This is a genomic window from Dactylosporangium sp. NPDC005572 (assembly GCF_040605515.1).
In the GTDB taxonomy this organism is placed as follows: domain Bacteria; phylum Actinomycetota; class Actinomycetes; order Mycobacteriales; family Micromonosporaceae; genus Dactylosporangium.
This window is the reverse complement of sequence record NZ_JBEXCY010000007.1, coordinates 60,533-74,226: the sequence shown is the minus strand read 5'-3', so window position 1 is coordinate 74,226 and position 13,694 is coordinate 60,533. Positions and strand designations below refer to the sequence as shown.

14 protein-coding genes are annotated in these 13,694 nt (G+C 72.1%); 6 read left to right on the top strand and 8 right to left on the bottom strand.

What is annotated here, in order from left to right; genetic code table 11:
- Positions 1-126 precede the first annotated feature (126 nt).
- On the top strand, positions 127-1,725 hold the full coding sequence (locus tag ABZS66_RS05745) for an ABC-F family ATP-binding cassette domain-containing protein (RefSeq protein ID WP_354755514.1): 1,599 nt from the start codon (positions 127-129) through the stop codon (positions 1,723-1,725).
- Positions 1,726-1,767: 42 nt separating this feature from the next.
- Here ABZS66_RS05745 and ABZS66_RS05740 read toward each other — a convergent pair whose 3' ends face one another.
- Entirely contained in the window at positions 1,768-2,523 is a 756-nt protein-coding gene (locus ABZS66_RS05740) for a hypothetical protein (RefSeq protein ID WP_354755513.1), read from the bottom strand.
- Positions 2,524-3,237: 714 nt separating this feature from the next.
- Between ABZS66_RS05740 and ABZS66_RS05735 the strand changes: the two genes are divergently transcribed.
- From ABZS66_RS05735 to ABZS66_RS05725, 3 genes are all read left to right on the top strand, one after another.
- Positions 3,238-3,462 (top strand): helix-turn-helix domain-containing protein, encoded by a 225-nt coding sequence (locus tag ABZS66_RS05735; RefSeq protein ID WP_033359767.1) that lies wholly within the window; start codon positions 3,238-3,240, stop codon positions 3,460-3,462.
- Positions 3,459-4,214, top strand: a complete 756-nt coding sequence (locus ABZS66_RS05730; RefSeq protein WP_354755510.1) for an enoyl-CoA hydratase/isomerase family protein — start codon at positions 3,459-3,461, stop codon at positions 4,212-4,214. Before ABZS66_RS05735 ends, ABZS66_RS05730 begins: the two co-directional genes overlap by 4 nt.
- 106 nt (positions 4,215-4,320) lie before the next feature.
- Entirely contained in the window at positions 4,321-6,273 is a 1,953-nt protein-coding gene (locus tag ABZS66_RS05725; protein ID WP_354755508.1) for an ABC transporter ATP-binding protein, read from the top strand.
- Positions 6,274-7,211: 938 nt separating this feature from the next.
- Here the strand turns inward: ABZS66_RS05725 and ABZS66_RS05720 are convergent.
- The 7 genes from ABZS66_RS05720 to ABZS66_RS05690 all read right to left on the bottom strand — a co-directional run bounded on the left by ABZS66_RS05720 (position 7,212) and on the right by ABZS66_RS05690 (position 11,885).
- Entirely contained in the window at positions 7,212-7,970 is a 759-nt protein-coding gene (locus tag ABZS66_RS05720) for a caspase family protein (protein ID WP_354755507.1), read from the bottom strand.
- A gap of 47 nt (positions 7,971-8,017) precedes the next feature.
- On the bottom strand, positions 8,018-8,182 hold the full coding sequence (locus tag ABZS66_RS05715; RefSeq protein WP_354755506.1) for a hypothetical protein: 165 nt from the start codon (positions 8,180-8,182) through the stop codon (positions 8,018-8,020).
- Between the two features lie 87 nt (positions 8,183-8,269).
- Positions 8,270-9,025 (bottom strand): SDR family oxidoreductase, encoded by a 756-nt coding sequence (locus ABZS66_RS05710; RefSeq protein WP_354755504.1) that lies wholly within the window; start codon positions 9,023-9,025, stop codon positions 8,270-8,272.
- Positions 9,006-9,416, bottom strand: a complete 411-nt coding sequence (locus tag ABZS66_RS05705) for a hypothetical protein (RefSeq protein WP_354755503.1) — start codon at positions 9,414-9,416, stop codon at positions 9,006-9,008. Before ABZS66_RS05705 ends, ABZS66_RS05710 begins: the two co-directional genes overlap by 20 nt.
- Positions 9,417-9,486: 70 nt before the next feature.
- On the bottom strand, positions 9,487-10,308 hold the full coding sequence (locus tag ABZS66_RS05700) for a DUF692 domain-containing protein (RefSeq protein ID WP_354755501.1): 822 nt from the start codon (positions 10,306-10,308) through the stop codon (positions 9,487-9,489).
- A complete protein-coding gene (locus ABZS66_RS05695; RefSeq protein WP_354755499.1) occupies positions 10,305-11,243 on the bottom strand; it encodes a TIGR04222 domain-containing membrane protein in 939 nt (312 codons plus the stop codon). The genes ABZS66_RS05700 and ABZS66_RS05695 overlap by 4 nt, the downstream gene beginning before the upstream one ends.
- A gap of 72 nt (positions 11,244-11,315) precedes the next feature.
- Positions 11,316-11,885 carry a helix-turn-helix domain-containing protein gene (locus ABZS66_RS05690; protein WP_354755497.1) on the bottom strand — a complete coding sequence of 190 codons (570 nt, stop codon included), beginning with the start codon at positions 11,883-11,885 and terminating at the stop codon, positions 11,316-11,318.
- Positions 11,886-12,029: 144 nt separating this feature from the next.
- On the opposite strand from ABZS66_RS05690, the gene ABZS66_RS05685 reads away from it, so the two are divergent.
- The gene (locus ABZS66_RS05685; RefSeq protein ID WP_354755495.1) at positions 12,030-12,677 is read left to right on the top strand and encodes an HAD-IA family hydrolase; all 648 of its coding nucleotides are present in this window, start codon (positions 12,030-12,032) and stop codon (positions 12,675-12,677) included.
- 138 nt (positions 12,678-12,815) lie between these two features.
- Positions 12,816-13,694 carry an RIO1 family regulatory kinase/ATPase gene (locus tag ABZS66_RS05680; RefSeq protein ID WP_354755493.1) on the top strand — a complete coding sequence of 293 codons (879 nt, stop codon included), beginning with the start codon at positions 12,816-12,818 and terminating at the stop codon, positions 13,692-13,694.

Below are 13,694 nucleotides of genomic sequence, written 5' to 3'. Positions count from 1 at the left end.
TGACGTAATCGTGTGGCGAACCTCGGGGGGTCGCCCGGTAGAATATCGCCGTGATCTCGCAGCTGGAGTGAAGCAGGGCTGTCCTCTCGCCCTGTCCTTCCCTGCTGTCCGAAAGTGAGTCCTTCGGTGATCACGACCACCGGTCTTGAGCTGCGTGCGGGCGCGCGCATCCTCCTCAGCGACATCAACCTGCGCGTGCAGCCCGGCGACCGCATCGGCCTCGTCGGGCGCAACGGCGCCGGCAAGACCACCACCCTCAAGGTGCTCGCCGGCGAGGGCTCGCCGCACGCCGGCCAGGTCGACCGGCGCGGCCCGGTGGGGTATCTCCCGCAGGACCCGCGCACGGGCGACCTCGAGGTGACCGCCCGCGACCGGGTGCTGTCCGCGCGGGGCCTCGACACCATCTACGCCGAGATGAAGGCGCTGGAGCAGCGCCTCGGCGACGACGAGCGCCTCATCCGCCGCTACGGGCAGCTGGAGGACCAGTTCGCCGGGCTCGGCGGCTACGCGGCCGAGGCCGAGGCCGCCCGCATCTGCGCCAACCTGGGCCTGCCCGACCGGGTGCTGGCCCAGACCCTCGGCACGCTCTCCGGCGGCCAGCGGCGCCGCATCGAGCTGGCCCGCATCCTGTTCCGCGACGCGGCCGCGACCGGCGGCGGGATCCTGCTGCTCGACGAGCCGACCAACCACCTCGACGCCGACTCGATCAACTGGCTGCGCGGGTTCCTGGGCACCCACAAGGGCGGGTTCATCGTCATCTCCCACGACGTCGACCTGCTGGACGCGATCGTCAACAAGGTGTGGTACCTCGACGCCAACCGGGCGACGATCGACTTCTACAACGTCGGGTGGAAGCTGTACCAGCAGCAGCGCGAGACCGACGAGAAGCGCCGCCGCCGCGAGCGGGCCAACGCCGAGAAGAAGGCCGGCGCCCTGATGGCCCAGGCCGACAAGATGCGGGCCAAGGCGACCAAGACCGTCGCCGCGCAGAACATGGCGCGCCGGGCCGAGCGGATGCTCGGCGGCCTCGAAGAGGTCCGCGTCGCCGACAGGGTCGCCAAGGTGCGCTTCCCGGAGCCGAAGTCCTGCGGCAAGACGCCGCTGACGGCGCGCGGGCTGTCGAAGTCGTACGGGTCGCTCGAGATCTTCATGGACGTGAACGTCGCCGTCGACCGCGGCTCGCGGGTGGCCATCCTGGGCCTCAACGGCGCCGGCAAGACGACGCTGCTGCGGATGCTGGCGGGCGAGCTCGTCCCGGACACCGGTGAGGTCGTTCCCGGGCACGGGCTCCAGCTGGGGTATTACGCGCAGGAGCACGAGCAGCTCGACGTCGACCGCACGATCCTGGAGCTCATGCGCTCGGCGGCGCCGGAGCAGAACGACACCGAGCTGCGGAAGATCCTCGGCGCGTTCCTGTTCACCGGCGACGACGTCGACAAGCCGGCCGGGGTGCTGTCCGGCGGCGAGAAGACCCGGCTCGCGCTGGCGACGCTGGTCTGCTCTGGCGCCAACGTGCTGCTGCTCGACGAGCCGACGAACAACCTCGACCCGATCAGCCGGGAGCAGGTGCTCGACGCGATCGCGCGGTACCCGGGCGCCATCGTCCTGGTCACCCACGACCCGGGTGCGGTCTCCGCGCTCAAGCCGGACCGGGCGATCCTGCTCCCGGACGGTGTCGAGGACGCGTGGAGCGACGACCTGCTGGAACTGGTCGAACTCGCCTGATTACTCTGGTCGCCTTGGCGTGACCGCCCTTGTCATCTCGGGTCACCATGGCGTGATCAGGACGGCCTCGATCACGATGGCCAGCACCGCGCCCATGGTGACCAGCGTGACGGGCGTGGGCGGCAGCTCGCCCGCCGGCCGCTCCGGGGCGACCGCGGCCACCGTCAGCCACGGGAAGAACGGCAGCCAGGCGTGCTCGACGCCGCCCCGGGCCAGGCCGGCCGCGATCGAGAACACCACCGCGGCGCCCGCGCCGACCAGGAACGGCCAGGCCGCCGTGTTGCGCACCTTCCGCGCGCTGGCGGCGATCGCCGGCCCGGTGGCGAGCAGCAGCACGACGACGCTGATCGCGCTCCACCACAGCACCGAGCGGTAGGGCGCCACGCGGCTGGCGTAGTCGGTCTCCGCCGCGACCAGGCCGTCGGCCCAGGCGAAGCCCAGCAGTTGGGCGCCCAGGACCGGCAGGAGGGCGCCCACGCCGCTCATCACGTTGAGGAACGCGCGGCGCCGGGCGAAGTACACGCAGACGAGCGACAGGCCCAGCCAGGGCGCGGAGTACGAGAACAGGGCGGCCAGGCCGATGAGCAGGCCCGCCAGCAGCGCCCACCCGGTCGCCGGCCAGCCGCGCACCCGCCGCCGGCTGGCCCGCAGCCCGGCGACGATCGCGGCGGCGCCCAGGACCGCCACGAGGCCGTCCAGGCTGACCGCCACCCAGATGGCGTAGGGGGCGAGAACGAGCACCGGGAGGTACCGCCGGGCCGCCTCCTCACCGACCGAGTCGCGCACCGCCGACAACACCAACGGAATCGTCAGTACCGATACCGCGGTGATCAGGAATCCGAGGATTATGTGGTTGTCGACCCCGATTCGGTCGAGCCCCCACAGAAACAGAACGGGGCCCGGGGGATGGCCCCGGGAAGCTACCGAGTGGTACGCCGCGTCGTCCGTGAAATGTCTGAGGTATCCGAGCGGATCGGCACCCACCTGCCTTACGTCGCCCAGGTATTCCTCGGGTGACCCGAGGGCTTTCGTAAGGCCTGACCAGCCATCGACAAGCGCCAAACTGATTGCCCAAATGAGGCCGGCGGCGTACCCGAATAGCTGAATTTTCGGCCAGCCGAGCCGGGCCAGCCGGCCGCGTGACGTGAGCCACAGCGTCGCGGCGGCCACCGCCGGGGCCAGAATGCTGCCGACGCCGATCCTGATCTTGTACCGGCCGAGGAAAGGCGCGCTTGCAGTGCCGAGACGGGCGTCGAGCTGCACCGCGAGGGCGGCGAGCGCGAGCCCGGCCGCGGTCACGGCGACCCAACGCAGCGCATCCGCTCGCTCACGATGCGCAGTCCATGGTCGATCGGTGGGCGGTTCGCTCATCACGGCGCATCACGGTATCGGGTAGGCGACAATGCTCAGCGTGTCGGTTGGCGTCCTGTCGATATCTAGCGCATGATCGTTCGAGGCGGTCTAATAGGTGAGACCGCACCAACCGCTCTGTCTGGGACGTGAGGGATCAGCATGGCAGCCACCGCCACCACCAGCACCGAGAAGGGTCGCCGGATCGTCGGGGCCGAAAGGCAGACGCTGGCGAAGGACCTCGTGAAGCGGTACACCAACGGTGAGAGTATCCGTGCGCTCGCCGCTTCGACTGGTCGTTCCTATGGATTCGTGCACCGGGTGCTGACCGAATCGGGCGTTCAGCTTCGTCAGCGTGGCGGTGCCCGGCGCCGCAAGAAGGCGTGAACGCCGCTCCCTCGTCGGGAGAGGCGCGCTTCGACCTCGACGGGCCGGTCGCGACGGTGACGTTGTGCCGGCCCCAGGTCCTCAACGCGCAGACTCCCGCGTTGTGGGCCGACCTGCGGGAGTTCGGCCGGTCGCTGCCGGGTGACGTCCGCGTGGTCGTTGTCCGCGGCGACGGCCGGGCCTTTTCAGCCGGGCTCGACACCGCTGCCGCGACCGCGATGCTGGGCGGGATGGCCACAGCGCCGGACGGCGACGAGCGGATCGCCGCCTTCCAGGAGGCGTTCGGCTGGCTGCGGCAGCCGTCGCTGATCTCCGTCGCGGCGGTGCAGGGCCACGCGATCGGCGCCGGGTTCCAGTTGGCGCTGGCCTGCGACTTCCGCGTGTGCGCCGACGACGTGCTCTTCAGCATGGCCGAGATCAAGCTGGGCCTCGTGCCCGACCTCGGTGGCACCAAGCGCCTGCTCGAGCTGGTCGGCTACGCCCGCGCGCTCGAGCTGTGCGTGACCGGGCGTCGCGTGGCCGCTCCCGAGGCGTCCGCGATCGGCCTGGCCAACGTCGTGGTGCCACCCGCGGACCTGTCCGCTGCCGTCGCGGATCTTTCCGCAGCGGTACTGCAGGGAGCGCGGGACGCCGTGATCGAGATCAAGGCGCTGTTCGCCCAGGCGGCGGCGCACACGTTCGGGCAGCAGGAGGCCGCTGAGCGGGCCGCCCAGCTGCGGCGCATCCGATCGCTGGCGGGCCTCGGGGAGTAGGTCCAATGGCCTAGTCGTTCCCGGGAAGCCGGGGGCGTCGGCAAAAGTTGTCGTACCTGCCGGGCAGACTGCTCGGCAGGGTTCATCTTTTGCCGGGGGTCGTGTGATGTCGTCGCCGATGAGCAGCATGTCGGGGTGGGAGACGCTGCGCTCCCTGCGCAAGGCCGATGAGCTGCGAGGCAAGCGGCTCGGGCGGGAGACCACCCGGCGGATCATGGCGTTCGCCCGGCCCTACCGGCGCGACATCAGCGTCTTCCTGGTCACGGTGGTGTTCGGGGCGGCGATCGGCGTCGCCACGCCCTATTTCGCCGGCGACGTCATCAACCGGATCAACGCCGGCGGCCCGGACGCCGGCGCGGCCGTGGTGCGGGTGGCGCTCCTCATCGGCGGGCTGGCCGTCGCCGACGCGCTGCTGTCGCTGGTCCAGCGGTGGTATTCGGCACGGATCGGCGAGGGCATCATCCTGTCGCTGCGCACGCTGGTCTATGACCACGTGCAGCGCATGCCGCTGCAGTTCTTCACCCGCACGCAGACCGGCGCGCTGGTCAGCCGCCTCAACAACGACGTCCAGGGCGCCCAGCGGGCCTTCACCTCGACGCTGTCCGGCGTGGTCAGCAACGTCATCCAGCTGGTGCTCACGGCGGCCGTGATGCTCACCCTGTCGTGGCAGGTCACGCTGCTGTCGCTGATCCTGCTGCCGATCTTCATCCTGCCGGCCCGGCGGGTCGGCAAGCGGCTGGCCGCGATCACCCGGGAGGCGTATCAGCTCGACGCCACCATGAACGCGACGATGACCGAGCGGTTCGGCGTGGCCGGCGCGCTGCTGGTCAAGCTGTTCGGCCGGCCCGAGACCGAGGCCGACCGGTTCGCCGAGCGGGCCGGGCGGGTGCGCGACATCGGCATCCAGACCGCGATGTACAGCCGCGTGTTCTTCGTGAGCATGCTGCTGGTCGCGTCGCTGGCCCAGGCCCTCACCTACGGGCTGGGCGGCTGGTTCGCCGTCCACGGCCAGATCACGGCCGGCACCGTCGTGACGCTGGCGCTGCTGCTGACCAGGCTCTACGGGCCGCTCACCGCGCTGTCCAACGTCCGCGTCGACGTGATGAGCGCCCTGGTGTCGTTCGAGCGCGTCTTCGAGGTCCTCGACCTGGCCCCGGCCATCGCCGAGCGCCCCGGCGCCCGCCCGCTGCCGCCCGGCGCGGCCCGGGTCGAGTTCCGCGACGTGCGCTTCCGCTATCCGAGCGCGGCCGAGATCTCGCTGGCGTCCCTGGAGGACGTGGCGTCGCTCGACCGCACGATCACCGACGAGGTCCTCCGCGGCGTCTCGTTCATCGTCGAGCCGGGCCAGATGATCGCCCTGGTGGGCCCGTCCGGCGCGGGCAAGTCGACGACGGCGATGCTCCTGCCGCGCATCTACGACGTGACCGAGGGCGCCGTCCTGGTCGACGGCGTCGACGTCCGCGACGCGACCCTGCAGTCGCTGCGCGACACGATCGGCGTCGTGACCCAGGACTCGCACCTGTTCCACGAGACAATCGCCGAGAACCTCCGCTACGCCAAGCCCGGCGCCACCGACGCCGAGCTGTGGACGGCCCTGCGCCGCGCCCAGGTGGGCGACCTGGTCGAGTCCCTCCCCGACGGCCTGGACACGGTGGTGGGCGAGCGCGGCTACCGCTTCTCGGGCGGCGAGAAGCAGCGCATCGCGATCGCCCGCCTGCTCCTGAAGGCCCCGTCGATCGTCATCCTGGACGAGGCCACGGCCCACCTGGACTCGGAGTCGGAGGCGGCCGTGCAGCGGGCGCTGGCGGAGGCCCTGGAGGGCCGCACGGCCCTGGTGATCGCCCACCGCCTGTCGACGATCCGCGAGGCCGACCAGATCCTGGTCCTGGACGAGGGCCGCGTGGTCGAGCACGGCACCCACGAGGCTTTGGTGGAGGCCAACGGCCTGTACGCCGACCTGTACCGCACCCAGTTCGCCACGTCCCCCATCCCCCCGACGACGATCCCCCCGCCGCCGGCACCCCCACTTCCACCCCGCCCCGCCGTCCCAACCGCCTGACCAAGGGCCGCGCCGAACTCTTCGTCGCATTGCGTGCCACGCCCGTCGCAAGGCAAGCCGCCCTGCTCCACGCCCCTGCTCCACGGCCCCACTTCGCGCCCCCACTTTGCGCCGGTGGTGTCGACGTCGCCGCCGCTGCCGTCGAAGCGCGCCTGTGACGGCGGGCGCGGCCGCTGTGCTCGCGGCTGTAGACGGCGGCCACGCCGCGTGCTTCAGCTCGGCGGTGCGACGCTCCGCGGGCGTGGGCACGGAGCACTGTGCTCGCGGTTGTGCCTGCCTGTTCGTCGTGCCCCGCTGCGGCTCGGCCGCGGCTCGGCTGTGCGGCGCTCCGCCGCCGCGGGCACAGGTGCGGACGCCATGTTCGCGGCCGTGTCGGCCTGTTCGTCGTGCCCCCGCGGCGGCTCGGCTGTGGCTTGGTCGTGCGACGCTCCGCGAGCGCGGCGCGGACGCCGTCCGTGCACCGTGTCCGGCTGCCTTCTCCGGGCGGCTCTGGGCCTGTGACCGGCGTCTTGGGGGCTTGCGGTGGGCGTCGTCCCTCCGGTCGTGGCCGGCCTGACCCCGTCTCGGGGGCCCTGGTCGCTGGACCTCCGCGCGACCGGCTCGCTGCGGCGGTGGGCTGGGCGCGTCGGGCGGTCCTGGTGGTTCTCGGCCATGATCGATGGAGAGTTCTGGCTGCCATAGCTACCAGAAGTCGCCATCGATCATGACGTTGGCCGGGTGTGGCCCCGCGCCGCACCCCGCCCCGTGCCCCGCGCCGCGCCCCGTGCCCCGCGCCCCGCGCCGCGCCCGCCGCGAGCTCTGCCGATCTTGGAGTTGGGGTCCCGGAAATATCCGATAAAGGGGACAAATCCGGGACCACAGCTCCAAGATCGCGGGGTGTCATCCCGGCGGCCGGCAGATCTGGGCGGCGTTCGTGGGTGGCGTGCGTGGGCGCTGCGCTAACCCAGTAGGGGCCAGAGGTTTTGGGTGCTTGTTGCCTGGAGGGCCGGGGACTGGGGGTAGGCCTCGCTCGGGAGGGAGCGGCGGATCGACCTCAGCCAGTCGCGGTACGTCGCGTCCTCAGGCAGGGCGCGCAGGGACTCCAGGGCCACGTACGTGAAGGCGCCGTTCGGGCGGCCGTCGAAGGTGGCGTCGTAGGAGTACTCCGCGTCCTTGCAGCCCGAGAGCAGGAGCGCCTTCGACGGTGGCTTCGCGCGGAGCGTCGGGGGCGCCGCCTCGGTCGGGGGCATGCGCAGGAACGCCGACGGCGGGAGGAAGCGGGTTCCGGGCTTCGGCGTCGACCTCGTCAGCGTGCCCGAGTGGCACGAGTCCGAGATCAGGACCGTGCGGACGCCGTCCGCCGCCTCGGCGAACAGGGCGTGGAGCTCGTCGTCCAGCAGCGGGCCGTTCTCGGCGATGTCGTGCGGGCAGAGCGCCTCGTCGCGGTGGTCGGGCTCGTCGCCGTCGCCGTCCGGGACCCACGTGCCGTGGCCGGAGTACGTGATCACCACGGCGTCGTCCGGGCCGGCCGTCGTCAGCAGCTCGCGGATGCCCGCGCGGATCGCGGCGCCCGACGCGGCGCTGTCCAGGAGCTTGCGGACCTCGAAGCCGCGGGCCGTGAGCTCCGCCGTCCAGTCCTCGGCGTCGTTGCGGCAGCCCGACAGATCGTTCTCGATGCCCGGATAGTCATTGATCCCGATGCACAGTGCTCGTTTCACGGTGGTCCCCCGTCAACTCGTTGAACGAACCTTCTGTGCAGAAGGCGTCACGGATCGCGACGAAGGTTGTCATTCGGCGGAGGCGGCGTCTGGGACTTTTCGGACGTTGACGGCTGGGTGCCGAGGGCCGGGACGCCGGTGGAGGGGACGGGGTCGATGAGCAGCGCGACCCGCCGCAGGGCCGCCAGCAGGTACTCGTCGGTGAAAGGCATGCCAGTGACTCCGGGCGCGGGAGAGGGCGAGCCCAGACTGGGCCCAACAACCAGAGAGCGCGAAACCCGCTCCTGATACACCCGCGCTCAGATTGCGCGGATCGCGCCTCCGTCGACCGGGAGCGCGATGCCGGTGAGGTAGCTCGCGGCCGGCGACAGCACGAACGCGGCGACGCGGCCGAACTCGGCCGGGTCGGCCCCCCGCCGCAGCGGAATGGACTGCACGGCGCCGGCCGGGTCGCCGGCCGAGGCGAGCAGGTTGCGGTCGGTGAGCACCTTGCCCGGCAGCAGGGAGAGCACGCGGATGCCCCGCGGGCCCAGCTCGTTCGACAGGTCCTTGGCCAGGCCGGCCAGCCCGGGACGAAGACCGTTCGAGATGGCGAGGCGATCCAGTGGTACCCGGACCGAGCTGGACAGCACCAGGGCCAGCGCGGCGTCCTCGCCCTCGGGGACGCTCCCGATCGCGTCGGCGACCACCTGGCACAGCCGCAGCGTGCCGAGGAAGATCGTCTGGAAGGAGTCGAGCCAGGCCGACTCGGGCATCTCCAGGACGCCGCCGAAGGACGGGCCGCCGACCGAGACCAGGGCGCCGTCGAGCCGGCCGAAGCGGGTCTGGGCCAGCTCGACCAGGCGCTCGGCGGTGTCCGGGGCGCCGAGGTCGGCGGGCAGGCCGGCCGCGTGGGCCGGGCCCAGCGCGGCGACGGCCGCCTCGACCGCCGAAGGGGTGCGGGCCGAGACGACCACGCGGGCGCCGTCGGCGACGAGCGCCTGGGCGGTGGCGAAGCCGAGGCCGCGGGAGGCCCCGGTCAGGACGTAGACGCGGTCAGCCAGCCCGAGATCCATGGGCCGATCGTAGGCGGCGCAGCCAGGACCCGACCCGGCCGCGGGGGACCGGCGCGGAGCGGCCGTCGTAGACGAGGCGGGCCTCCCGTGCGGCCAGCTCGGGGCGGGCCAGCTCGGGCAGGTCGGCACCGAGCGAGCGGGCGAAGTCCCAGCCGTCGCGCAGGGAACCGTTCGGCGGGCGGCCGGCCGCCCAGGCGGCGAACACGCGCGGCCAGGCGGCGCCGTGGGACGCGGCCAGGAACGGCCACGCGCGGGCGACCTCGCCCGCGCGCTTCCGGCGCAGTGCCGCGGTCGTTGCCAGTACCGCTGCCGAATCAAACCCGTCGGGAACGTCCTCCCCGGCGACGAGCGCCGCCACCAGCGCCCGCTGCCGGTCCGCCAGGTCGCTCATGCGCCCTCCGCTTCGCTCCGGCCGCACGATCTCCGAGCTGAGCCCATGATGAGCGGCGCTCCGGAACCGTTCATGTGATCGCCGGCCAGCCCGCGGCCGTCGCGATGGCGTCGAGCTCGCGCGTCAGGTCGGCGGCCGGCGGGTAGTCGCCGTCGCGCTCGAGCATCAGGGCCGGCGGCGCCGTCCGCGCGCACAGCTCCTTGACCAGGTCGAGGACGGGCTCGGAGAGCGCGTCGGTGTGGGTGTCGTGGTAGTACCCCTCGTGCTCCATGCCGCCCGCGACGTGCACGTAGGCGATGCGTTCGAGCGGGAGGGCGTCGAGGAGCACCAGCGGGTCCTCGCCCCGGTTGCGGGCGTTGGCGTACACGTTGGCGATGTCGAGGAGCAGCTCGCAGCCGGTGCGGTCGAGGATCTCGGTGAGGAACTCCGCCTCCGTGAGCTCCGCGTCGGGCCAGTCGAACAGCGCGGCGATCGGCTCCAGGGCCAGCGGCACGCCGCCGAGGGCGGACTGCGTGCGCCGGACGTTGGCGACGATCGCGTCGACCGCCTCGCGCGTGCGGGGGACGGGCAGCAGGTGACCGGCCTCCAGGCCGCCCGCCCGCACGAACGCGATGTGCTCGCTGACCATCGGGGCGCCGAGCGCGGCCGCGCACTCGGCGAGGTGGGCGGCCCGGGCGTCGTCGACCGGCTCGGCGCCGCCGAGGGAGAGCTTGACCCCGTGCGGGATCACCGCCACCCCCCGCTCGACGAGCGTGCGCAGCCCGTCGGGCAGGGGGTCGTGCAGGTGGAGCGACTCCGCCACGACCTCGGTGAACCGGAGCCCGGGCAGGCCGGCCACGTAGCCGGCGATCTCCGGGCGCCAGCCGATCGCGACGCCGTACCGCGGGGTCATCCCCCACAGCCCCCGCCGCCGCAGCCGCCACCGCCGCCACAGCTGGAGCCCCCGCCGCAGCTGCTGCCGCCGCTGTCCGAGCTGCCGCCGCCGTCCGAGCCGCCGCTGCTGTAGTACCCGTCGCCGGACTGGGCGACGTTGCGCTGGAGCTCGGCCTCCTGCGCGAAGGCCGGGTCGGCCAGCCAGAACGCGCCGACGCCGAAGAGGCCGACGCTGAGCGCGGCGCCCGCCGGGCCGTACGTCGACCAGGCCGGCGACTCACGCGGGTGCAGGTGGTGCACCTGGGCCCGCATCCGGCTGAGCAGCCGCTTGCCGGCCGCGGAGACCCGGGGCACGCGCAGCAGCAGGAACGCCACGAGGACGACCGGGATCATCAGCAGGATCAGGTTGGTGACCGGCCGGTCGTTGGCGATGCCGGAGAAGATCCGGGCGATGCCGAGCGCGACCACGAGCCACACCACGAGCGCGCCGGTGCGGACCTTGTGGCGGGTGTCGTCGGTGAGGATCCAGCCGTCCCGGCCGAGCTCCGCCTCGGTGCGGGCCAGGACGTCGTTGACGAGCTTGTCGTTCTGCGCGGCGCGGGCGGTCACCTGCCGGCCGGCGGCCGCGTAGATCGCGCGGTCGAGCTCGGAGGCGCCGGTCGGGGGCAGGTTGCGCTGATGGAGGTACCCGCGGTTGTCGCTCTCGATCGAGTCCGCGGCCCGCAGTGCGGCGAGCGAGCTGTAGACGGCGAGGCGGCGGTCACCGTTGATCAGCGCCGCCTGGGTGGGCGTCAGGTCGCGCGCCTGGCGCAGCGACGGGCCGCCCGTGTAACTGCGCCGCCAGATGAGCACGGCGATGATCGCGAGTGCGGCGAGTCCGAAGTACAGCCACAGGAACTGGGGGCCGGCGATGCCCCAGGTGTCCCCGGGACCCGCCACGATCGATGTCCTCATGGGCACAGTGTGGGCGCAGCTGCCAAGTTGGTCATGTCGTCCGATGGACACTTGAGGAAAGCTTGCGCTGCGTCACTGCCTGCGCACGGCCGCCTCGACCAGGTTGAGGACCGCCTCCAGGTCCTGCACGGGCCGGCCGGTGGCCAGGTGCAGCACGAGGCCGTCGTAGGCGAGCTCCAGGAACTGGGCCAGGATGCCGATCGGCACGTCGGCCCGCAGGACACCGGCCTCCAGCTGCCGCTGGAGGCGCTCCCGGGTCGCCTCGGCCACCGCCTCGGAGCGGGCCGCCCAGCGCTTGGCGAACTCCGGATCGGTGCGCAGCCGCCGCGACACCTCCAGCTGGCTGCCGAGCCAGCCGGTGACGTCCGGCTCGGTACGGGCGAGCAGGTCGCGCATCACCTGCACCAGGCCGTGCTGGGCGACGGTCGCTACCATGGTCGCGGCATCGTCCTCGGCAACCGCCAGGAAGAGCGAGTCCTTGTCCCGGAAGTGGTGGAAGATCGCGCCGCGGGACAGCCCGATCTCCTCTTCCAGCCGCCGGACGGTGGCGCCCTCGTAGCCATGACGGGCAAAACACGTCCGCGCGCCGGTGAGGATCTCCTTCCGGCGTGCGTCGAGTTGGACCTGGCTCACCCTGGGCACGTGGTTGATTATGCAAGCCGTACATACGGTTTGGCATCTCGCCATTTTGTTGCGTGGAGTTGCGCCGGGTTTGCACGGGTTTGTACGCCCGAGAGTGAACATGAGGATCTGTTCGATATCAATCCGGTCACGTAACCTGCCCGCGTGCCCCTGTTGTTGCTCAGTTTGGACGACACCCTGCTGGACAGGGCTGGGGCGTTCCGCGCTTGGGGGGCCGACCTGCTGGGGCGCATCGGCGCTCCTGAGTACGACCTCGACTGGCTGCTCGACGTCGACGCCGACGGCATGACCTCGGCCTGGGACGTCGCCGAGGCGGTACGCGATCGGTACGGGCTGCGCATCGCGGCGATCGACCTGGTCGAGGAGATCCGCGGCGCGATCATCAACCGGGTCCGGTTCGACCCGCTGACGGCGTGCGCGCTGGCCATCGCCGAGGACTCCGGCTGGGTGCCGGTGGTGATCACCAACGGGGAGACCCGGCAGCAGGAGGAGAAACTGCGCAAGACCGGGCTCGATCGGTACCTCGCCGACTGGGTCATCTCGGAGGAGGCCGGCGTGCGCAAGCCCAACCCGCGCATCTTCGCGATCGCCGCGGAGCGGGCCCGGATGCGGCTCGGCGGCTCGTGGATGATCGGCGACAGCCCCGAGGCCGACATCGGTGGGGCGGCCGGGGCCGGAATCCGCAGCGTGTGGCTGCATCGCGGGCGGCGCTGGAGCGAGCCCCGCTACGCGCCGACCCGCACGGCCGAGGGCGTCATCGCGGCGATCGCGCAGGTCATGGCGTCGCGGTAAATCAGTTGCGCTCCTGTCCGGGCTCCGTCAGGGTGTTCCCTGTCTTCTGAGCGAGAGGGGGTTGATTCGCATGGCTGCCGTCACGGCGCGCTTCCGCATGCCTTCTTCCTTCCTTCTCGCGACTTTGGAGACCTCGCGTTGCGCGACCACACCCGTTCACGCCGCCGTCGCTTCGATGACGACGACGCAACCTTCGTAAAGCGGGCCACCCCGCAGCACCTCCCGGCCCCCGACGCCGAGGAGGACACCGGCTGGAGCAGCTGGGACGCCCCGGGCGTCCAGCACGGCCCGGCGCCGATCCCCGGCTGGGTGGTCACCGAGCTCGCCGCCAAGGACACCGACCTCGGCGTGCTCAAGACCGGCAAGGAAGCCGACGTCCACCTCGTGGAGCGGGCCGTGCCGGACACCGACCGGCGGGTCCTGCTCGCCGCCAAGCGGTATCGGGCCTCCGAGCACCGGCTCTTCCATCGCGACGCCGGTTACCTGGAGGGCCGCCGGGTCCGGGAGTCCCGGCTCAACCGGGCCATGGAGGGCCGCACCTCGTTCGGCCGCGAGGTGATCGCCGGCCAGTGGGCCCAGGCCGAGTTCGCCGCGCTGGCCGGGCTCTGGGAGCTGGGCGTCGCCGTGCCGTACCCGGTGCAGCTGCTCGGCACCGAGCTCATGCTGGAGTTCATCGGCGAGCCGGACGGGACCGGCGCGCCGCGGCTGGCCCAGGTCCGGGCCGGCCGGGACGCCCTGGAGCACCTGTGGGCGCAGCTCGTCGCCGCGCTGCGGGTGCTGGCCCGCTCGGGTCTGGCCCACGGTGACCTGTCGCCGTACAACCTGCTGGTCGACGGCGAGCGGCTGGTCCTCATCGACCTGCCGCAGATCGTCGACGTCGTGATCAACCCGAACGGCCGGGACTTCCTGGCCCGCGACGTGCACAACGTCGCGCGGTGGTTCGTGAGCAAGGGCCTGGAGATCGATCCGGACCCGTTGATCGCCGAGCTGATCCACGACGCGGGCCTGCGCCAATAA